The 20318-nt window shown below is 40.6% G+C and carries 19 protein-coding genes and 1 pseudogene; 9 read left to right on the top strand and 11 right to left on the bottom strand.

Annotated features, from left to right (window positions below):
* The first annotated feature begins 84 nt into the window (after window positions 1-84).
* On the top strand, window positions 85-1116 hold the full coding sequence (gene mgrA, locus QT327_RS13110) for an L-glyceraldehyde 3-phosphate reductase (RefSeq protein ID WP_130857744.1): 1032 nt from the start codon (window positions 85-87) through the stop codon (window positions 1114-1116).
* A 99-nt stretch (window positions 1117-1215) separates the two neighbouring features.
* Here the strand turns inward: mgrA and QT327_RS13105 are convergent, their stop codons facing one another.
* Both QT327_RS13105 and QT327_RS13100 read right to left on the bottom strand, forming a co-directional pair.
* Window positions 1216-2214 (bottom strand): Kelch repeat-containing protein, encoded by a 999-nt coding sequence (locus QT327_RS13105; RefSeq protein ID WP_013666679.1) that lies wholly within the window; start codon window positions 2212-2214, stop codon window positions 1216-1218.
* 6 nt (window positions 2215-2220) lie between these two features.
* Window positions 2221-3612 (bottom strand): DUF4270 domain-containing protein, encoded by a 1392-nt coding sequence (locus tag QT327_RS13100; protein ID WP_130857745.1) that lies wholly within the window; start codon window positions 3610-3612, stop codon window positions 2221-2223.
* 182 nt (window positions 3613-3794) lie between these two features.
* Between QT327_RS13100 and QT327_RS13095 the strand changes: the two genes are divergently transcribed.
* Both QT327_RS13095 and QT327_RS13090 read left to right on the top strand, forming a co-directional pair.
* Window positions 3795-5396: a sensor histidine kinase gene (locus tag QT327_RS13095; protein WP_130857746.1), complete on the top strand. Its 1602-nt coding sequence runs from the start codon at window positions 3795-3797 to the stop codon at window positions 5394-5396.
* Complete coding sequence (locus QT327_RS13090) at window positions 5393-6067, top strand: response regulator transcription factor (RefSeq protein WP_013666676.1); 675 nt, start codon at window positions 5393-5395, stop codon at window positions 6065-6067. Before QT327_RS13095 ends, QT327_RS13090 begins: the two co-directional genes overlap by 4 nt.
* 7 nt (window positions 6068-6074) lie before the next feature.
* Here the strand turns inward: QT327_RS13090 and QT327_RS13085 are convergent, their stop codons facing one another.
* Window positions 6075-6809, bottom strand: a complete 735-nt coding sequence (locus QT327_RS13085; protein ID WP_130857747.1) for a LytR/AlgR family response regulator transcription factor — start codon at window positions 6807-6809, stop codon at window positions 6075-6077.
* Complete coding sequence (locus QT327_RS13080; protein ID WP_130857748.1) at window positions 6806-7858, bottom strand: sensor histidine kinase; 1053 nt, start codon at window positions 7856-7858, stop codon at window positions 6806-6808. The genes QT327_RS13085 and QT327_RS13080 overlap by 4 nt, the downstream gene beginning before the upstream one ends.
* A 248-nt stretch (window positions 7859-8106) precedes the next feature.
* Between QT327_RS13080 and QT327_RS13075 the strand changes: the two genes are divergently transcribed.
* The 5 genes and pseudogenes from QT327_RS13075 to QT327_RS28230 all read left to right on the top strand — a co-directional run bounded on the left by QT327_RS13075 (window position 8107) and on the right by QT327_RS28230 (window position 12632).
* On the top strand, window positions 8107-9441 hold the full coding sequence (locus QT327_RS13075) for a TolC family protein (RefSeq protein WP_242627364.1): 1335 nt from the start codon (window positions 8107-8109) through the stop codon (window positions 9439-9441).
* A gap of 23 nt (window positions 9442-9464) precedes the next feature.
* A complete protein-coding gene (locus QT327_RS13070; protein WP_130857749.1) occupies window positions 9465-10637 on the top strand; it encodes an efflux RND transporter periplasmic adaptor subunit in 1173 nt (390 codons plus the stop codon).
* Entirely contained in the window at window positions 10637-11383 is a 747-nt protein-coding gene (locus QT327_RS13065; protein ID WP_013666671.1) for an ABC transporter ATP-binding protein, read from the top strand. The genes QT327_RS13070 and QT327_RS13065 overlap by 1 nt, the downstream gene beginning before the upstream one ends.
* Before the next feature lie 23 nt (window positions 11384-11406).
* Window positions 11407-12086, top strand: a pseudogene (locus QT327_RS13060) (ABC transporter permease); the annotation flags it as partial.
* A gap of 42 nt (window positions 12087-12128) precedes the next feature.
* Window positions 12129-12632: an ABC transporter permease gene (locus QT327_RS28230; protein WP_354004817.1), complete on the top strand. Its 504-nt coding sequence runs from the start codon at window positions 12129-12131 to the stop codon at window positions 12630-12632.
* A 245-nt stretch (window positions 12633-12877) separates the two neighbouring features.
* On the opposite strand, the gene QT327_RS13050 is transcribed toward QT327_RS28230, so the two are convergent.
* Both QT327_RS13050 and QT327_RS13045 read right to left on the bottom strand, forming a co-directional pair.
* Window positions 12878-13057: a BF3379 family histone-like protein gene (locus QT327_RS13050; protein ID WP_013666669.1), complete on the bottom strand. Its 180-nt coding sequence runs from the start codon at window positions 13055-13057 to the stop codon at window positions 12878-12880.
* A 255-nt stretch (window positions 13058-13312) separates the two neighbouring features.
* On the bottom strand, window positions 13313-14062 hold the full coding sequence (locus QT327_RS13045) for a DeoR/GlpR family DNA-binding transcription regulator (RefSeq protein ID WP_130857751.1): 750 nt from the start codon (window positions 14060-14062) through the stop codon (window positions 13313-13315).
* An 87-nt stretch (window positions 14063-14149) separates the two neighbouring features.
* On the opposite strand from QT327_RS13045, the gene QT327_RS13040 reads away from it, so the two are divergent.
* Window positions 14150-14686, top strand: a complete 537-nt coding sequence (locus tag QT327_RS13040; protein WP_246860290.1) for a 5' nucleotidase, NT5C type — start codon at window positions 14150-14152, stop codon at window positions 14684-14686.
* Here QT327_RS13040 and QT327_RS13035 read toward each other — a convergent pair.
* From QT327_RS13035 to QT327_RS13015, 5 genes are all read right to left on the bottom strand, one after another.
* Complete coding sequence (locus tag QT327_RS13035) at window positions 14683-15429, bottom strand: LytR/AlgR family response regulator transcription factor (protein ID WP_289553043.1); 747 nt, start codon at window positions 15427-15429, stop codon at window positions 14683-14685. The genes QT327_RS13040 and QT327_RS13035 overlap by 4 nt on opposite strands.
* Before the next feature lie 8 nt (window positions 15430-15437).
* Entirely contained in the window at window positions 15438-16529 is a 1092-nt protein-coding gene (locus QT327_RS13030) for a sensor histidine kinase (protein WP_289553042.1), read from the bottom strand.
* Between the two features lie 20 nt (window positions 16530-16549).
* On the bottom strand, window positions 16550-18556 hold the full coding sequence (locus QT327_RS13025; protein ID WP_130857755.1) for a BamA/TamA family outer membrane protein: 2007 nt from the start codon (window positions 18554-18556) through the stop codon (window positions 16550-16552).
* A 107-nt stretch (window positions 18557-18663) separates the two neighbouring features.
* Window positions 18664-19311: a class I SAM-dependent methyltransferase gene (locus tag QT327_RS13020; RefSeq protein WP_130857756.1), complete on the bottom strand. Its 648-nt coding sequence runs from the start codon at window positions 19309-19311 to the stop codon at window positions 18664-18666.
* A gap of 7 nt (window positions 19312-19318) precedes the next feature.
* Entirely contained in the window at window positions 19319-20227 is a 909-nt protein-coding gene (locus tag QT327_RS13015) for a UbiA family prenyltransferase (protein WP_013666662.1), read from the bottom strand.
* Window positions 20228-20318 lie beyond the last annotated feature (91 nt).

The following is a 20318-nucleotide window of genomic DNA, read 5'->3' as shown; positions in this document are numbered from 1 at the left end:
TTTTATTATGAGCAATTTCACGACATCATTTCTATAAAACAAATGATATATTAGCCTTCCATAACAAGCATAAAATATACGAAAATGAATTGGACTCCAAATCCCGATCGATACAAACAGATGGTGTACAACACCTGTGGACGCAGCGGCTTAAAGCTTCCCGCCATCTCGCTAGGTCTTTGGCATAACTTCGGCGATGACACGCCACATAACATAAAAAGAACCATTTGCCAAACCGCCTTTGATCTGGGTATTACGCATTTTGATCTGGCGAATAATTATGGACCGCCTCCCGGAAGTGCAGAACTTGCTTTCGGACGGATTCTGAAAGAAGATTTTGCCGGTCTTCGTGACGAGCTGATCATATCTTCTAAGGCGGGTTATGATATGTGGCCAGGTCCTTACGGCGAATGGGGTAGTCGGAAGTACCTCATTGCAAGCTGTGATCAGAGTTTAAAACGTATGGGTTTGGACTACGTCGATATTTTTTATTCGCACCGCTTCGATCCAAATACGCCGTTGGAGGAAACAATGATGGCTCTTGATCACATTGTACGTTCCGGCAGGGCGCTGTACGTTGGAATTTCTTCCTATAATGCCCAAAGGACGCGAGAGGCTGCAGCTATATTGCGCGAATTGGGAACGCCTTGTCTAATCCACCAACCAAGTTATTCGCTGCTAAATCGCTGGATTGAGAAGGATGGTTTATTGGAAGCGTTAGAAGACACCGGAATGGGCTCCATCGTATTTTCGCCTTTGGCACAAGGGATGCTGACAACAAAATATTTAAAGGATATTCCAAAGGATAGTCGCGCCAACCAACATAAATCTTTAAACCCCGATTTCCTAAGTGAACGTAATCTGGCTAACATACGCTCATTGAATGACATTGCTGCCGCCCGCGGACAAACATTGGCTCAAATGGCTATTGCCTGGGTGTTGAGAAAAAATGAAGTGACGTCAGCTTTAATTGGCGCCAGTAAACCGGAACAAGTGATTGATTGCGCCGGCGCTATTGACAATTTAGCGTTTACGGAAGAAGAGCTGAGTGCCATCGACCGCTATGCACAAGACGGCGACATCAATATTTGGGCAAAATCAGCAGAATTGGAGTAAGATATGGGTTGAGTGGTTAAGTAGTCATAACGGTAAATAGTACTGGTAGTCAACCACCGAACTATTCAACTACTCAACCATTCAACCACTCAACTCTAACTAATTCGGATGCTTCACCAAATCGGGAGTGAATTTCCATATATCATCAAATGGTGTACTTCCGCTTCTTCCACCGACAACATACCCCACACCACCCGATGAAAATCCGACCGCCTGCTGCCGGGAAGACGCACCATCTATGGTGAAATCGTCATGTTCAATCCAGTAATCAACCGACGGATCATATCGCCAGGTTGAACTTAGTATAGAGCTATTAGTTCCTCCCGTTATAAATCCGTAGCTACCGATGACAAAAACCGCCGGAAAGTTTCGCCGCAAATCATATGTATAGTCGTCCGTTCTGCCGCTGAGCGGTTCTTTTGCAATCCAGTTTTGTCCATCAAAGGCATAAAAGCTGGAAACATACGCTTTATTATTGGTCCCACCTCCGAGGTAGGCGACATTATTGATCACAAAGCTGAAGGCAAAACTTCTTTTTTCCGGCGCACTGTTTACTTTCGTCCAACTGTTGCTACTCGGCGAATACGTATAGAAATCGTTATAATCCTGTGCATCAACATCCTGTCCGCAACCAACATAGGGGATATTATTGACTACAAAGCTTACCGCGCCATATCGAGCTGTACCGGGAAAAGGTGCGATGGGGGTCCAGGTGTCCTGCTGAGGGTCATACTCATAAAAGTCATTGAACATTTTTGTTCCATTCGTACCCAATCCCACATAACCTTTTCCATTAATGGCAAAGGCAACAGCGTTATTACGGGCCTCTCCCGGAAAACTGGCCCGATCCGTCCAGGTAGCCGTTCCCACATCATAAACCCAAGTATCATTGAAACGAGTACTGCTGGTTCCGTAGCCTGTTGTAATATAAACATCGTCGTTAATGATAAAACTGGCTGCACCACTTCTAGGGAGTCCGTCAAAATCAACACCCCGTACCCATTCTTCATCGTCATCATCTTCCTGATCCTTGCTACATGCAGCAGCGGTAATCAGCACGAGAAACATCATGGTCAATTTAATAAATCTAGTCTTCATTTTTTATTAGTATTTAGTATATAATATGCGAAGCTTAATCGGCGAATTACCATCGCCTTTGCCAATCAATAGCCGGTCAACTTTCGTAAGCAGATCACTTACAGGTATCGTTAAATACAAGGAGCTTTTCTTGTCTTCCATTGCCCCTCGATAATTACTTACATATTCGGTTAAGTTGAAGGTGTATTTTGAATTACCAACACCACCACTTAAGTCGTTTGCCAAATAGGCAACTTGTGTAGTGGTTTCATAACTGGAGGTTAGTAAGGATTTGGGCACACCATGCTCGTCAGCCAGCATCATATTTAAGCTAGGAGGAGGTGTGTAAGGTATATGTGAATTGGGCGGCGTTTCAATGGTGAGCTCGGCTTTATTGATAATGACGTCATTCCGGTTAACAAATTCATAGAGATAAGGAAACTGAATTTTGGTAACCAAACCGGTCAGTCCTTGCAACATAACCTGCTGTTTTGTTTCAGTGCCGGGCAGCTCAGCTTCGGTGTCGGCTTTTAATGCGCTGATAAGACTTTGACTGCGATCAACCTTAATGCTATTGAATTGATAGCTGCCATCATCCACTTTCATATTTAAGCTATCTTGCACTTTTTTACCATCTGTATTCCGCGTATAGGAATAATAGACTTTCATTAAAATTGAATCGGTGGCGAAAGCCGTTAACATAGAAGTCTTACTAGTGGGCACTAATACAAAGCCCTTTATATATTCCAAAAATTCTTCGGAATTGCTAACCTGACTACTGCCACTTTTTATTTTTGCCCATAAATCTTCCCCAAATGATTGATTCGCTTTGACAAACACCGTATCCGACTTGGAATAAGTTTTAGTCTTAGGCCGATGTTTAAAGCTGACAGATCCCAAAGGGATAGCATCGTAGCTAAATGCACTGTTCGTAAATAGCGTAGAACCGCTGGCAAATACGGGTTTTTCATCTTCCTCCCAAGCATTGGATTCGTCAATAAGTTCGATCTCTTCCGTGACCCGATGAAGATTAAAAGATTGAGTTAAAGTAGTGTCGCCATAATAATAACCTTGATACGGCAAGGCAAGTGACAATGAATCGAAAGCCGCGTCATCAGGTAAAGTTACATTACTAATGGCCGAATTGCCGATTCGGAAATAACTGGAGACCGTTAGATTACCCATTACTTCATCATTCATATGACCGACCAATAGGACTCCCTGCCCGTTGGAGGGTAGCGGATCTAGCTGATAGGTAGCCGTGCGAACGGTAATGCTATCCACGATTTCTGCGCCGATATTATCATTGGTATTGCTCAAGCTAATGGTACCATCTTTCGTACAGGAAACCAGAAGAAAAATCAAAGAGGAATAAATAAAAAGCTTCGTTCCTAAAAGTCCGGGTTTTATTATCGTCATAAATCAAGTGATTATCAAATTAAGAGGGCGAGATGAACTTAAAACATAAACTCGCTTGCTCAACTGAGGCAAAGGTGTGCAGGAATAGTGTTAAATACTGTTACATATTGTTAAAAATAGTTAAGCTTAACCCATTGACACTGAGTTACTCTTAATTTTGCCTCATTCTTATTTTAAAATGCATGTCTAAACAACACCGTTATCTATTGGGATTAATTACCTTGGCCAGTTTAGTAACCATTGTGTTTCAGTGTTTTTGGCTTGTTGGTAATTACCAACACGAGAAAGAGAACTTCATTGCTTATGCCGAGCGCCTACTCTTCGAAAGCATGCAGGAGGAACGCGAGCTACAGTTTCGATCCGCTTATCCAGAGGCATATACCTCTTTAAAACAAGGCGGCTTTCCCGCGGCTAGGCAGCTGTTTTATCAACAGGCAGACGAAAAGAATCGAGTTGCTGCACTGGCTATAAGCGGTGTGCCCGCAACGGCGATAGCCGCAAACGATACGCTTGCACATGATTCGCTACCGATGCAAGGGGTATTTCCTGTTGCTCTCATGCATATGGATTTTCATGCACTGCAAAAAAGGTATCGCAACAAATTAGGTCCGGATTTACAGAATGTATTTTTTCTTGATACGCTGAAAGCGAAGAGAGTGGATGATAAAGGCATTGAAGCCGGTATGGTTGGGCCAACGCCTCGCTTATTTAAAATGAGCGGTTCCTCAAAGACCACCATAAGCGTAACGAGATCGCTACCGGCGAGACCTGCTGAACCGATTAGGCTACACACCCTCACCAGACCGGTTTTTGGCATAGCTATGCGTTCCGGATCAGATCGAAATGGCTCACTGCGAGGTCATCACTTCTCCGTACCTTTTGGGAAAACCAATCCAAAAGTGATCGTTGATTTTCCGATACAGGCGACAACGATGATGCTTGATCCCTCCAAAGACCTTTTTCTGTCCTTATACCTAAAAACGCCTACTTGGTGGATTTTTAGGCACCTGGCATGGGCACTCCTTTCGTCGTTTGCACTTACAAGCCTTACGATTGGGTGTCTTGTGTATTTGCTTTACACCATTTTTAAGCAAAAGAAACTGGCGGATATAAAAAACGACTTTGTAAACAATATGACGCATGAGCTGAAAACGCCTCTAGCGACTGTCTTAGCGGCAACTGAGACATTGCAACAGCTGAGGTTAAAAGATAATCAGCAAAAAGCCGATCTATATTTGCAAATGACGCATCGATCGGCGACGCACCTTACGAACCTTATCGATCAAATTTTGCATTTAGCGGTAGGAGAGAAGAAGGGAATGCATTTACACCCCGAACCGGTGGACACCAACAAACTACTACTACAATTGGTGGAGACACATCAACTCATCAATCAACATCAAGTCACCTTATCGATAGAGGAAGAGGTACCCTTAATAAATGTTGATAAGATGCATATTGTTAATGCCGTTAACAACTTATTAGATAATGCGATTAAGTATACCGTCGAACCGATCAATATTCGGGTAATCAGCAAAATGGAGAATGGGCAATGGGTATTGAGTATTGCTGATAACGGCATTGGTATTGCTTCTGCCGATATTAAACATATTTTTCAGCCATTTTATCGAGTGCCAACGGGTAATATCCACCGCGTGAAGGGTTTTGGCTTGGGATTACACTATGTAAAACAAGTAATCACCCAACACAAAGGACAAATTGAGGTTATTAGCACGCCGGGCAAGGGCACCACCTTTACTATTTATTTACCCCTGAACATATGATACCACTTTTATTAATCGAAGACGAAACCGATTTGGGACTTATTATTGCTGATAATTTGCGATCTGCTGAATTTGACGTGAACCATTGTTCAGATGGGGAGCAAGGTCTTTTATTATTTTATCAGATGAAGCCGGAGATCGTCATTCTCGATGTGATGCTCCCCGGTTTGGATGGCTTTGCAATCGCAAAAAAAATACGGGAAGTGGATACAGAAACTCCTATTTTATTTCTAACGGCCCGAACGCAAACAGCAGATGTTGTTAACGCTTTTGAATTAGGGGCAAACGACTACCTACGTAAGCCCTTTAGTCTGGAAGAACTGAAAGTCCGTATCAATGCCTTGGTACAACGTAATCAATGGCAAAATCAAAAACGCTTTTTACATATCGGTGATTATGCCATGGATAGTATGCGACAAACATTGAAGCATCGGGAAGGGAAGGAAATTAATTTGTCTTTCAGGGAGTGTGAACTGATCAAAATGCTCTACGAAAACAAAAATAAAGTCATTCACCGCCAAGATATTATCCATGCCGTATGGCCTCATGATCGTTTCTTCACTGGCAGAAGCTTAGACGTATTTATTAGTCGAATTCGGACCTATTTACAAAAGGATGATCGTATTTCTATCGTAAATGTTCGTGCAGTAGGTTATAAAATGATTGTATAATGGAGAATTAAGCCCATTGGTTCAATAATTTTTTAAACGATTCTCTGTACAGATCGCCAACGGGTATTTCTGCTGAGCCAACATATACACTATTTCTTCCCAACGCATCTATTTTGTTAACGGCAATAATAAAGGAACGATGTATGCGGATAAAATCCGCTTCAGGAAGCCGTTCTTCGATACTCTTTAAAGTTGTTAACGAACTGATAGCTTGCTCTTTATTGAGCAGATGGATCTTTACATAATCTTTGATAGATTCGATATAGGCGATATCATTCAAATCAATCCGAATCAGTTTATAATCCGACTTAATGTATAGATAACGCTCTTTTTTACCTTTATCTTGGTCGACTGGTAACGTTTCCATTGATTCAAAGTAACTTTTCGCCTTGTTAGCCGCCTGTAAAAATTCATTATAATTGAACGGCTTTAATAGATAATAAAGCGCATCAACTTGATAACCTTCGATAGCGAATTGATTGAAAGCAGTTGTAAATACAATTCGACAGGTATTTTTTTGATTTGATTGTGCCATTAACTTCGAGAATTCCATTCCTGTTAGTTCAGGCATATAAATATCTAAGAATATCAGTTGGACGGAAAGTTTATCTAATACATCCAAAGCCTCTATTGCACTACCATAAGAGCCTACCAGCGTTAAAAAAGGCGTTTTCTCAATATAGTTGCTAATTAGCCCCAATGCTAGCGGCTCATCATCGATTGCAATGCAATTCAAGTTCATGATAATATAAGTGTTAAATCGACTTGATAAATGGTATCGTTGGCAATTTTGTTAATTGTTAAAAGATGCCTGCCTGGATACAACAAATTAAGGCGTCTTTTTGTGTTCTGTAAACCGATACCGCTTTCTTCTAAAGGATTGCTTGTTTTCTCTTGTAAGGTATTGCTTACCTTTAAGTGTAAAGTTTGGTCCTTTACCGAGACTTCAATCCGTATTTCGCTTGCTTTCGTTGCACTAATACCATGCTTGAACGCATTTTCAACAAAGGGTAATAACAGCATCGGTGCTATCTTGTAATCATGGGACAAAACAGGCTCCTTATAGATTACCTGATTATTGACATGCAACCGTAATTGCATCAACTCAATATGATCTTTCAAAAACTTTAACTCCTCTACTAAGCTAGTTTCGTTTTGCGCTGTTTCGTATAGCAAATAACGCATCATTCTCGATAATTTATGCAAGGCCTCTCGGGAGAGCTCCACATCGGAAAACGATAAAGCGTAAATATTGTTAAGTGTATTGAAGAAAAAATGTGGGTTGATCTGTGCTTTAAGAAAAGAAAGTTCGGATGCTATCTGCTGTTTCTGCAACTCGTCTTTTAAACGTGCCTCTTGCTGCCATTGTCTTACGGCTGCCACTGTTGTACTTATTCCCAGTACCAGTAAACTGAACATCAAAGTGAAACCATCGATAAGTTCTTCATGTTTTGGCGGCCGCTGTCTTGCATTCGCCATCATTACCTGAAAATCCAGCCATCTTTCAAGTAAAAGGGCAAGCCCTTGCCCAAAGAAAAGTGCAATCAATAACCATATAAGAAAAAGCAATCGCTTGTTCCTAAAAAGGAGTCTAGGGGTAAAGAGCAGGTAATTACTGTAAAAAATAACAACGAAAAAAAAGATAATGCTGACATGCTTTATCCAAAATGCAGCAGGTAACTTAATTCCCCAACTAAGTGGAGGATAAACGAGTAGGGTAAACCCTAACAGTACCCACAACAAAATATGCGTAAAAATAATACCAAGTGTTCTTCTATTTGCTTTCTCCATTATTTCGCATTTGACTTACAATGTTAAGGGATATCCCAAACTCTGTAAAGATTAACCGATAGAGAGTCAGATTTTCTCGTCCAAACCGACAAAATCATCTTTTAACGCCTTTTTAGACAACACAATTTAACAATGCTGGTTTTATCTGCAAAATAACACTTTCTGTCGAGCATACCGTCCTTTCAATCTAGAAAGCTTTTTTATATCTCGTAAAGCTTGTCTTTTTGTGCCGTTCCAAAACATGAAATATGGCAATTAGATGGTTAAAATATATGAGTTTTTTCGCGCTCATATCGTGCACATTGGCTGGTAATGCCCAGCAAGAACAAACGCATATCAAACAATGGTCTTTAAAAGAATGCTTGGCTTATGCCCAACAACATAATATAACCCTCAATAATTTACGTTTGGCCAAACAAAGTGCGGATCAAAACCTCATCAGTGCCAAAGCTTCTGTATTGCCCGATTTAAATGCCTCAGCTTCACAGAATGCGACTCACTACGGGACAGCCTGGGGGGATACCGGTAAATCGATCAATTTAAATGGAAGTGCGGGTTTAAACTCTTCCGTAACGCTTTTTAATGGGGGAACCCTAAGAGCCGATATTCGCCAATCACAATTAGCTACTGAAATGGCTGATTTGGACGTTTCTGAGGCAGGTAACGACTTATACTTACAGATTATTCAAGCTTATACCAACATTATGCTTGATAAAGAAACCATTGTTTATGCGCAGGACCTGGTACAAACATCCCAAGCGCAAACTGAACAAATGGATCAACAGTATAAGGCCGGTGCGGCAGCGAAAAAAGATTTAATTCAATTGCAGGCGCAACTAGCTTCTGATCAATATACATTAACCAGTGCTAAGAATGCGGAAAGACAAGATAAAATTACCCTGAAACAATTGCTTCAGCTTCCGGTGGACAGCGCTTTCGATATTGTAAAAGCCGATACGACTTTTGCCCTTGCAGCCATTCCTTCGTTACATGAAGTGATCCAGGACGCAATAAACAAGCGGCCCGAGATAAAGAATAGCTTACTCAATATCGAAAATTCAAAGCTCGATCTCAAAAAGGCAAAAGCGGGTTATTTGCCGGTTATATCTCTGAATGGCGGGATAGGCACCAATTACAACAACGGCACCAATATAGGTACCTTTAGGCAATTTGATAATAATTTCTATCAACAAATCGGCATTACTGCGACCATCCCCTTGTTCAGCAGAAAGGTTAATCAAACCAATGTAGCAAAGTCCAATATTGCCATTAAACAAGCAGAGCTTGATCTGTTGAATACAAAAACTATTCTTTCACAAACAGTGGAAAAGGCTTACATCAACACGCAGAATGCATATAGTCAATACGATGCCTCCGCCGAACAGTTAAATTATAATAAGGAAGCATACCGGATAGCAGGTGAAGAATTACGTGTAGGATCGGCTAATACAGTAGAATATATACAGCAAAAAAATCTATACATACAAGCATTACAAGCATATACGCAAGCAAAATATAGTGCCATGCTTTCGCTCAATGTATTCAATTTCTACAAGGGCGATTTTTTGGAAAATCAACAATAAGTGCAAACTCTTGAATTATATATATGAATCGTAAAAAAATAATCATTATTGGTATCCTGATTTTAATGCTCGCTGTTTTACTTTATTTCTTTTTCGGCAGGAAAAAGGAAAACGGAGTAGCTTTTGAAACAACAGTGCCTGAAAAAGGCCCCATTGCATCCATCATTACCTCAACGGGTACTATTCAGCCGGTTGACACGGTAGCCGTGGGAACGCAGGTTTCCGGTATTATAGCCAGCATCTATACCGACTACAACGCGCAGGTAAAAAAAGGTCAACTATTAGCGGAGCTAGATCCGACCTTAATGCAGGCAACGGTTGATCAAATCAAGGGACAGCTGGCGCAGGCGCAAAGTAATTTTAATTATCAGCAAATCAATTTCAATCGCCAACGGGAGCTTTTCCAAGTAGGGGCGATCAGCAAGGCCACTTACGATCTGGCAACTAATTCGTATGAAACGGCGCAGGCAAGTGTCAACAGCATTAAGGCGCAGTTGCGATCGGCGCAGCAGAATTTATCTTTTACTAAAATCTATTCACCAATTGATGGGGTTGTGCTTAATCGAAGTGTCAGCGTTGGGCAAACAGTGGCCGCCAGTTTTAATACGCCTACTTTATTCAGTTTAGCCAAAGATATTACCAAAATGCAAGTACAGGCCAAAGTAGACGAAGCCGATATTGGCGATGTCCAAATGGGTGATCGTGTTACTTTTACGGTGGATGCCTATATCGATCAAACTTTTGAAGGCAAAGTTTCTGAAATTCGTTTACAACCCAGTACCTCCAATAATGTTGTCACGTACACAACGATTATTGAAACCAGTAATGCTGATATGAAGTTAAAACCAGGTATGACCGCTACAGTAACGATCTACACAAAAGAAGCTAGCAACGTACTTACAGTTCCTGTCAGTGCCCTGAAACTCACCATCGAACCAGGGCAGGTTACACCACCGTATCGACTCATCGAAAACCAAGCCGCCGATACGGCCCAGAATGCCGTATGGGTACTGAAAGGAAATCAAGTGTTTAGGCAGGCCATCAAAGTAGGCATTAATGATAATACAAAGGTTCAGGTAGAAGGAGGGGTAGGCGCCAAAGATAGCATTATAACAGCTATTGTGAGTACCGGACAAGGTACACCGGAAAATATGGGGTCAAACCCTTTCTTGCCGACACCAAGGAGAAGACGATAATGGCAGCGATATTAAATATTAAGGATCTGAAAAGAGAGTTTCTCGTCGGATCGCAGGTGGTACGTGCCTTGAAAGGTGTAAACTTCGATGTAAATACGGGTGAATTTGTTACGATCATGGGAAGTAGTGGTTCGGGTAAATCCACCATGCTTAATATCTTAGGCTGCCTGGACAAAGCGAGTTCGGGTGAGTATTTTTTAGATGGAATTAATGTTAAAAGTTTAAATCGGGATGAATTAGCCAAATTGAGAAACAATAAAATTGGTTTCGTTTTTCAGGCCTACAATTTATTGCCTAGAACGTCGGCATTGGAAAATGTGGAACTACCCTTATTGTACCAATCCGGCATTTCTCATAAAGAGCGGCAGGAAAAAGCGATGCATGCACTGGAAATGGTAAAACTGCAAGACCGGTATGATCATACGCCGAGCCAGCTTTCAGGTGGGCAGCAACAGCGTGTGGCTATTGCCCGAGCTTTAGTGAATGAGCCTGTGATGATCTTAGCAGATGAAGCAACGGGAAATCTCGATACGAGGACCTCGTACGAAATTATGACCTTGATGCAAGAGTTGAATCAAGAGCAACAAAAGACCATTGTATTCGTCACACATGAACCTGACATTGCATCATTCAGCAGCCGAACCATCCTATTGCGGGATGGAAAGATTCAACGAGATACACCAAATACGGCGATTCGTTCCGCTAAAGAGGCCTTGGCTGCCTTACCGACAAATGATGATTATTAACGCATTTGCAGAAAATTCAATTTATGAATTACGTCAATTTATTACGCATAGCGCTCCGGGCGATTCAAAGGAATAAACTGAGAGCCTTTCTTACCATGCTGGGCATTATCATTGGTGTCGCCGCTGTGATTACCATGATGTCTATTGGCGAAGGGTCCAAACAAAGTATACAGAATACCTTCTCAAGCATGGGTTCTAATATGATTACGATTATGCCTTACAACAACAGTCCGATGCCGGGCGGTGTTCGTCTAGGCGCAGCCAGTGTGCAATCGCTCACCCTTAGCGACGTTAACAAGATCAAGCAGGAGGTAAGTGAAATTAACGCGCTTTCACCTGGTGTTTCCAGTAGCGGACAGGCAATTCGGGGAGCCAATAACTGGCCAACATCGCTACAAGGTGTTTCCAGCGACTACCTACAGATACGCCAATTAAGTATAAGGATGGATCAAACTTTACGGAAGAACAAGTGAAGGCTTCTGCCAAGGTCTGTTTAATAGGCCAAACCGTTGTTGATAATTTGTTCAAAGAAAACGAGAATCCTGTGGGCCAGATTATCCGTTTTGGAAAAATTCCTTTTCAGATTATTGGTGTACTTAATGCAAAAGGGCAAAATACTTTCGGACAGGACCAGGATGATATCATCATTGCTCCTTATACAACCGTCATGAAACGTATCTTGGCTACAACCTATCTTCAAAATATTTATGCAGCAACACCGAACGAAGCTTTGTCAAATCAAGCAATGGAACATATCACAACCGTCTTAAGAGAAAATCACCGTATTCGGGAAGGTACTGAAAATGATTTTGAAGTACGCACCATGGCCGAACTTATACAAATGCTCAGTTCAACAAGCGGCATGATGACCTCCTTATTGACTGCAGTAGCCGGTATCTCACTTCTCATTGGCGGAATTGGTATCATGAACATTATGTATGTATCGGTTACAGAACGTACACGGGAAATTGGATTACGGCTGTCAATAGGGGCTCGTGGCCGGGATATTTTGTGGCAGTTTTTAACGGAAGCCGTCGTTATTAGCATGACAGGCGGTGTAATGGGAGCAATACTTGGAATTATAGCCTCCTTCACGATATCCAGTCTCGTTCATTGGCCGATCTTGATTTCCGAATCATCAATCGTCATTTCATTCTTTGTCTGTGTTATTACCGGTGTCTTTTTTGGTTATTATCCTGCGGTAAAAGCCGCAGCACTGGACCCTATAGAAGCTTTGAGATATGAGTAGTATCGTAGGGTTTTTAGTGGTGGATGAGCTGTTGAATCGTTGGTACTACATAAGATAAAAGACATCGGATATAAGACATAAGACACGGGATAGGAAATCCTGATACTTGCCTGCCTGCCGGTAGGCAGGCCTTGTACCAATGCCCTTATAGTCGACACTGCCTAAAGCTTATAGCCTAATGCTTAAAACAAAAAAGCCCGATTTCCTCGGGCTCCGGTATTTCATAGGTAATAATTTTTTAATGATTATTTACCCGAATTTTTGATAGAGGTAACATCATTGCGAATCTCTTGGGCAAGATTCTTTAACTCTTGCATTGCTTTACGTACCCGTGTACCGGCAGCTGCATTTCCTTTGTTGTAGAATTTGTCGGCATCAACTTCAACTGAGCTAATAAGCTCTTTTAACTTTCCAAATTTGTCCATTGTAGTAATTTTTTATTTAAGTGATAATTTGACGACAAGATGATCTTGCCCTAATGGGCTACAAACCACATTTTTCGTACCAAATCGCTTTAAATGAGCTAAAAACACAGTTTTTTTAAAAAATGGTAAAAAGCAATAAAAATGCATTGATTTATCTAAAATAGGCCATAAAACGTCATGGAATCAATTCGGCATGACCGATCCCAAAAGAGTCTTCATTACATTTATTGTAGCGTTTTATATACGCTATCGGTTCTACTGTATAGAAACGCCTTCATCTTTAAACGCGGCTTGCAGTGTAGCGTCGAGTTCTGCATCGGTCAAAATCAGATCGATCGAATGAACCGGTCCTACGAAAAAAGGTTCGGCCGTAGCAATTTTATTAACGGTTGACAAGGCTATTACATATTTCGCATTGGCTACAATATTTCGCTTGATAATACAATCATCATAATCACGCGTAGTGATCCCGGCTACTAAATCAATGCTGCAAATTCCCAAAAAAGCCAGATCTGATTTAATCGTACGAATCGCATCTACGGTATCAGCACCGACAGTCGTAAAGGCACCTTTATTTAAACGCCCCCCTAAAAATATAACTTCTGCTAAGGGGTGATCCTCCAATGCGTTGACAATGGGAAAACTGTTTGTAACAACAACAATGTTCCGCTCGGGGGGGAGGGCAGCGGCCACCGCCAAACTTGATGTTCCCCCGTCAAAAAACACTACTTGTCCATCCTCAATAAAATTTAACGCTTTTTCAGCAATTAATCGCTTTTGTTCCAGTTGTAAATGTTCCCGATCGCGATAGTGATGGGGAACCGGCGAGTGAGCAATGGCACCTCCCCGCACAGCTTTCACAATCCCTAGGTCGGACAACTCCTTGATATCTCTCCGCACGGTATCTTCCGAAACATTTAGTAACTCACTTAACTCCTTCAGTTGCGCCGACTGTTTGTTCTTTATGTGCTCCGTTAATCGCTGTTGCCTTTCTGCTTTGATCATCTTTTTGCAATTTAATGCAAAGTTAATAAAAATATATTGCAATAAATTGCAAATATTATGTATTTTTGTTGCATTAAATTGCAATATATGAAAAAACGATCAATTGCTATTGACATGGATGGCGTCTTAGCCGACACGGAAAGTCAGTATTTACATTATTATGAGCAGGAATATGGAAAGCGTTTAACGAAGGACATCTTCCATAATGTCCCCGAGGCGGAAGCTTTGCCAAACGGATCTATATTTAAATACCTTTATACACCGGGTTTTTTTAGAACGATACCGGTAATGGCGGGAGCAGTGGAAGCTGTAAGGAGGCTTCAGACGCGATATGAAGTTTACATTGTTTCTGCCGCGATGGAATTTCCACTTTCTCTATTTGAAAAGAAGGAATGGCTTGCTGAACATTTTCCATTTATTCACTGGCACAACATCATTTTTTGCGGAGACAAAAGTATTATTGATACCGACTTTATGATTGATGACTATTGTAAGAATCTGGATTTCTGCAAAGGAAAACCCATTTTGTTTAGCGCTGGTCATAATGCCGGTATAACCCATCATCTTCGCGCTAATAATTGGCAGGAAATACTTGATATACTGGACGTAGTCCCTACAAATTAACGAGACAAGGTCTTTTTATCTAGCCAAGCTGAAAAAGCGTCCTTAAAGATGTTTCCAATAGGAATACTTCTTTGAGGATAATAAGCTAACCTAATTTGGTTTCCCTCTATCGCACGAACATGCTTTAGTGCGATAATATAGGACTTATGAATTCTCATAAAAGCCGTTTTGCTTAAATGCTTTTCTATTTCCTTCATGGTAATGAATGCAATGATTCGTTCGCCATGATCTAAATAGATAGAAATATAGTTTTTAAGTCCTTCAATGATGACAATCTTACTTACGTCTATTTTAAATAGTTTTCCTTTGCGATCTGTTTTTATAAAGAGGTACGGACTACCTGGTAGTTCAACTTCGTTTTTGTTATCTTGATGATTTTGAACTTTATTAACAGCCTGCAAAAATCGGTCAAAGGAAATAGGTTTAAGCAAATAATCAACAACAGCAAATTCATAGCCCGTGAGTGCATACTCCGTGTAAGCTGTTGTGAGAACAACTTGTACATCCATATTTAGGACGTTAAGTAACTCTATTCCGGTAAGGTAGGGCATCTGCACATCCAAAAAAAGTAGACCAACCGGCTTTGCTTTGATTGCCGACAAAGCGCTCACTGGCTCCGTAGACGAGCCAACTAGCTCCAGAAATGGAACTTTTCCGATATGATGTGTTAAAAGATCAATCGCGTGTTCTTCATCGTCAATTACAAAGCAGCTCATCCTTTGGCGGGTATCTTCTTTTATCATGGCTAAAACTATTGTTCGATCGGAATTTGCAATAATACGGAAAATGTCGCTTTATCTTCCTGCACTACAAAGCGATGTTTATCTCCATAGATTAAATGTAACCGCTGCCGGATATTACTTAAGCCTATACCATTCGAAAGTTCCTTGCGTCCTTCTCCCTTTTTATTTTTTATGGAGAAAAAGAAATGTTGGTCTTGTTCTAACAAGTTGATTTCCAGTGGACATTTAACATCCAACAAATCGCCATGCTTAAATGCATTTTCTACCAAGGTTATCAAAACTAACGGGATAATCTTGAGTTGCTTATTCTTCACCTGATCGTCATACTTAATATTCAGTCGACTATTGAGTCTTTTCTGGTTAATTTCAATAATGTTCTGCAAGTGTACAATCTCTTTTTCGAGCACCACCTTTCCTTCCTTATCTTCCTCTACGGTTAAAGCATAGCGCATAATATCAGACAACAACAATACAGCCTTGGCCAGATCTTCATCGAGTCGAATACTCTTTGAATAAATAAAACTTAAGGAATTGAATAAAAAATGAGGATTAATCTGATGTTTAAGAGCGCTCAATTCGGCCTGTGCCCTTTGCTTTTCTAAAACTATTTGCTGCCTTTTCCGATGCCACCACTCGATGGTTAAAGACGCGCCAATGCAAATGAGTATATCAAAAATGGAAAACACAATGAACCATAGCATAAACCATGCAAAGCTATCTTCCGGAATGAGCGTTTTGGAGTCTTGTATATGACGAACCGAATGCATGGAGTTGGTTTCCAAAGAATCAAAATATCCATAGCTAAATTTGATAAGGTAGAGGATAATAAAACAGAGGATTGGTTTTTTCCATTTTCCTTCGCGAATAACCGGAAGTATAATATAAAAAATTAGAAAAAAGTACGACAATACATTTTCTGTTATAAAAAGGATGGCATTTATAACAAAACCATAGCGTCTACCAAAGTAAAATACCGCCTCCTGCGGATTAGACACATAAGAAATAAAAAAAACAAAACAGTATAAAAATACACCAAACAGGGAAAGAACAGCAAAACGTTTCCACTGCTTGTGAATCAATATTTTAAGTTGCTGCATCATCCTTCCCTTAAAATTTCGTTTTAGAACGCAACACCGGTGCCCGCAAAAGCGCCAAAATCGCCCTTACTTGTTAAACCAAAATCGACACGGGTATACAATCGATATCTTGGAATAAGCTGTTGCCTAAAGCCAACACCATAGAATGCCTTAATGGAGGCTTTGTAATCTTTAAAGAAATTTTTTGCACCATCTCCCAAACCGGCGAAAATGGCATATCCAAAGCGACGGTCGGCGCTTGAAAAGTAAGATCGATACTCCGCTTGCACACTAAACACCTGCTCTGCGATATATAAATTTCGCCAAACGCCCCTAAATGCTCTATCGGCGGTTATATAAGGCAGCTGATAAAAAGGAGCTTCACCTCCCCACGTTGCGTTAAACATTCCTTGGAAAGCTAATACATCGCCTTGTACAAGCCAATCTACAGGTATAAATTTCCGATAATCAAATTTCAATTCCTGATACTGATAATCGCTGATAATTTCTTGATTAAACCAGTAATAATTAATCTCTAACCTACTTCCCTTTGTGGGAAATAGAACATCATTTCGCTTGTCCATGCGTAGGGTAGGACCGATACCAAAAAGCCAACCTCCTTGGCCGCCGTGAAAATTGGACGTGGGCTTTTCCTCAAAATCCAATTCATTATCTTTTCTCAATTTATAGTTAATTCCTACAAAGAACTGATCGGATAAAATCCTGCTCACCGATCCTTCTAACACAAAATTGTCCGAAACATAGGCCGTTTTATGACGATCGTTGCTTTCTCTTCCAATGCCGAAAAAATAGTTTTTTGCATTGTTTGTAAACAAGAAATTGTTCGTAAAATACCACTTTTCTTTATAGTAAGCTTCCATATAAGCGCCCACTGCCAATTGCTTTCCATTGAAGCCGTAACTGACAATTGGAGCAAAGATGGTTGGTTGTGAAAATCGGGAAGCATGACCGGTCTTTGGGTACCAAATCATCGTAGCGCCCGCACCTACAATAAAACCTGCTTCTCGCTTGAACCCAATGATGGGTTGTGGCAAAAATTTCAGCCTTTTCCCTTCATGGTTTTTAGAAGAAGACAAGCGATCATGTATTTCCTGTGAAGCTTCTATGTCTATGGGAACTGTTGTCCAACCTTGTTCTTTTTTTATGAGTATATTATTATCTTTAGTAAAACCTGGAGGAGTAAAAATATTTGATAGTTCTTGCTCCTTGTTTTTTTGAACGGGATTCCAAATGGATAGGCGACCGTCCACATCAACGCTAACTATATTTTCGCCGACACGATCGTAACCCAACCAAGTAATTTTTGATGAGCCTGTTTTGATTTCCCGAATTAAGGTATCTTGAAAATCGCGAATCTGTATGTTATTTTCTGCCGTTACACTTGCTATTTCTTGCTTGTTGGGATGGAAGATCAATAAGCGTTGCTTTTCTTTTTCCCAGTTAACGTTTACTTTGGTTAGCGACTCGTAATCTAATAACTGGATAAGCCGATTGTTTGTAAATCCAATCAACTTACCATCGTAACTGATACCGACCGCATTAATGTCGGATGCAATATTCCTAGTCGCAATCGCTTTCCATGTGTTTGTATCATACTTGGTCATTCTTGCATTAAAAGTTTTCACGGAATGAACAAATACGCATTCTTTTTTTACAGGGCTAAAAGCAGCCAATTTCGTTTTAAAAGGAAGCCGCGCAAGCTGGCGTATGATATCTCTACTTAGTGCGTAAATTGTGGTTTGTCCGTCATTCCCCGAGGCTACCAAAAACTGTCCGTCCGGCGAAAAGGTCAACAAACCGCCTACACCTCTTCCAGGCACCAATAATTCATTCACTATAGCCTTTGTACGCATGTCCTGAAATAAGATCCGGTCGGGTAGTTCGCTCACGGAAAGGGACAACGTAGGATTGACACGCTCTTGCAAGGTGATTGCCTTTTGGCCATGTACCGTAAAGACACTGATGAGTGCGAGTAGGAAACAAGCAATCTGTTTTATAACTTCTTTTTTTAAACTCAACGAAAAAATCATGTAAAATATGTTAATTCACAGCATGGAAACCGGACTAAAATAAAAGACATTTACCGAATTGCGAAATAGAATACACCAACTTAAGCACTAATTCTACCAACAGCTATTTATTCGGGACCAGTTTTGGATTTCTTATAAACAATACCCTTTATAAAACCGGCATAGTGTAGGGAAGAGAAAAGCATCTGATACCGGTTGCGCTGAAAATAGGGGCTCATATCGATGAGATTGCGTGCTTCAACTTGGCACAGATACCCAAAAAATTTATACATAAGTTTGAGCATTCCCTTTTTCCAGCCGTTTTTCTTATTCGGATCAAGATAAAAATCAGCATAAAGCCAGAGGCCTTCGCTTGCCAGTAATCTCGTCAAATGACCAAATACTTTTTCCGCTTTTGGTCGCAAAAAATTATCGAACAAAAAGGAAGTGATGATCACATCATAAGAATTTTGAAGTGCCTCAAAATCTTCAATGGCTTGCTCAACAAATACAACCTTGTTATTAGCACAATTACGATCTCGGGCCATTCGCAACATTTTTTCTGAAATTTCCACATAGGTTATCGTTAAACCTTCGGGATGTAACTTGGCCAGCGCCTCCAGTATCCATCCCGATCCACCTCCAACAATCAAAATACGACTATCCGCTGCAATGCTGTGTATCAGATCTAATTGAACGTTGACCTGCGCCCGCCCGAACACCAATCGGCTTAACCTATCATATAAGGGCGCAATATTATCATAGTTATTCTTCATCGTATTGTTACACAAATTGCATGGCAAATATTCCGCAAATTGCTTTCACCAGTAACAAACCGTCAATAACAATTAGGTAATAAAGTATCCGATGCCGCTTATGCATAGAATAAGCCACTACCAAAGATAAGGCGAAAGGGAAAATATTGATCACTAAAGGAATGAAGCTAAAATGCCTATAATAGCCGAAAATGACCATGGATAGGACACCTACGGATAGCAATGGAATTAATAGCTGAAAGATTGTATTTCGAAGACCAAATCTCACGACAAACGTTTTTAATTGCTTATTGGCATCCTCTGCATAATCTTTAATATCGAACATGATGGCATTTACCGTACAGAACATAAAGGTTTTAACAAAAAGCCATAGCACAAGAAAGGGATCGACCGAATTTAGCGGGTGCTGTATTTTCAACATAATAATAGGAAAAAGGTTGACGCAACATGCCCAGACGAATCCGATGATAAAGGCCTTCAATAAACCCGAATTTCGAATATTCAGCGCCATAAATGATCGGGGTAAAAGTCCGTAATATAAAATAATTGCAACGAGTACAATAATAAGAATCAACCAATAAATCCAATGTAGGGAGCTCAACGACTGTATGTTTTGCCAAATCAGCCCTAAAGCAAGCAGTAGGCTGATCAAAATGGAAAATCCTAAGTTTCCTTTAGCAAATCGGATATTTTGTTGATACCATTGGGTGCGCGGATTGTTATGTCTACTGCTTACTGTTACATTGATATAAGCATATGTATAGTATGCCATCGTTGCAAAAAACAAAAGCAGATAATAAGCTGTATTATTAAAAGGAATGGCAAGTTGAACGGCGGTTTCCAGCGATAAGGCGATGGCCAGAATACCGACAAAAATGTTTCCAAAAAACACAAATTTAATAAAGCGATCTATCATGCCCTCAACGGATATGGAAGCTAAAATACAGTTTTTGTATCTGATTGACCGGAGTTTTTTTCATCATACTTTTGCGGAAATTTAATCGGAT

This window comes from Olivibacter sp. 47 (assembly GCF_030372825.1).
Taxonomy (GTDB): Bacteria; Bacteroidota; Bacteroidia; order Sphingobacteriales; family Sphingobacteriaceae; genus Olivibacter; species Olivibacter oleidegradans.
Note: the sequence above shows the minus strand (reverse complement) of the source record. Positions and strands in the feature narration are given on the sequence as shown.

What these genes read in the sequence shown, in the direction of transcription:
- mgrA (WP_130857744.1), top strand. Translation starts at nt 85, where the DNA reads ATGAATTGGACTCCAAATCCCGATCGATACAAACAGATGGTGTACAAC.
- QT327_RS13105 (WP_013666679.1), bottom strand. Translation starts at nt 2,214, where the DNA reads ATGAAGACTAGATTTATTAAATTGACCATGATGTTTCTCGTGCTGATT.
- QT327_RS13100 (WP_130857745.1), bottom strand. Translation starts at nt 3,612, where the DNA reads ATGACGATAATAAAACCCGGACTTTTAGGAACGAAGCTTTTTATTTAT.
- QT327_RS13095 (WP_130857746.1), top strand. Translation starts at nt 3,795, where the DNA reads ATGTCTAAACAACACCGTTATCTATTGGGATTAATTACCTTGGCCAGT.
- QT327_RS13090 (WP_013666676.1), top strand. Translation starts at nt 5,393, where the DNA reads ATGATACCACTTTTATTAATCGAAGACGAAACCGATTTGGGACTTATT.
- QT327_RS13085 (WP_130857747.1), bottom strand. Translation starts at nt 6,809, where the DNA reads ATGAACTTGAATTGCATTGCAATCGATGATGAGCCGCTAGCATTGGGG.
- QT327_RS13080 (WP_130857748.1), bottom strand. Translation starts at nt 7,858, where the DNA reads ATGGAGAAAGCAAATAGAAGAACACTTGGTATTATTTTTACGCATATT.
- QT327_RS13075 (WP_242627364.1), top strand. Translation starts at nt 8,107, where the DNA reads ATGGCAATTAGATGGTTAAAATATATGAGTTTTTTCGCGCTCATATCG.
- QT327_RS13070 (WP_130857749.1), top strand. Translation starts at nt 9,465, where the DNA reads ATGAATCGTAAAAAAATAATCATTATTGGTATCCTGATTTTAATGCTC.
- QT327_RS13065 (WP_013666671.1), top strand. Translation starts at nt 10,637, where the DNA reads ATGGCAGCGATATTAAATATTAAGGATCTGAAAAGAGAGTTTCTCGTC.
- QT327_RS28230 (WP_354004817.1), top strand. Translation starts at nt 12,129, where the DNA reads ATGGAACATATCACAACCGTCTTAAGAGAAAATCACCGTATTCGGGAA.
- QT327_RS13050 (WP_013666669.1), bottom strand. Translation starts at nt 13,057, where the DNA reads ATGGACAAATTTGGAAAGTTAAAAGAGCTTATTAGCTCAGTTGAAGTT.
- QT327_RS13045 (WP_130857751.1), bottom strand. Translation starts at nt 14,062, where the DNA reads ATGATCAAAGCAGAAAGGCAACAGCGATTAACGGAGCACATAAAGAAC.
- QT327_RS13040 (WP_246860290.1), top strand. Translation starts at nt 14,150, where the DNA reads ATGAAAAAACGATCAATTGCTATTGACATGGATGGCGTCTTAGCCGAC.
- QT327_RS13035 (WP_289553043.1), bottom strand. Translation starts at nt 15,429, where the DNA reads ATGATAAAAGAAGATACCCGCCAAAGGATGAGCTGCTTTGTAATTGAC.
- QT327_RS13030 (WP_289553042.1), bottom strand. Translation starts at nt 16,529, where the DNA reads ATGATGCAGCAACTTAAAATATTGATTCACAAGCAGTGGAAACGTTTT.
- QT327_RS13025 (WP_130857755.1), bottom strand. Translation starts at nt 18,556, where the DNA reads ATGATTTTTTCGTTGAGTTTAAAAAAAGAAGTTATAAAACAGATTGCT.
- QT327_RS13020 (WP_130857756.1), bottom strand. Translation starts at nt 19,311, where the DNA reads ATGAAGAATAACTATGATAATATTGCGCCCTTATATGATAGGTTAAGC.
- QT327_RS13015 (WP_013666662.1), bottom strand. Translation starts at nt 20,227, where the DNA reads ATGATAGATCGCTTTATTAAATTTGTGTTTTTTGGAAACATTTTTGTC.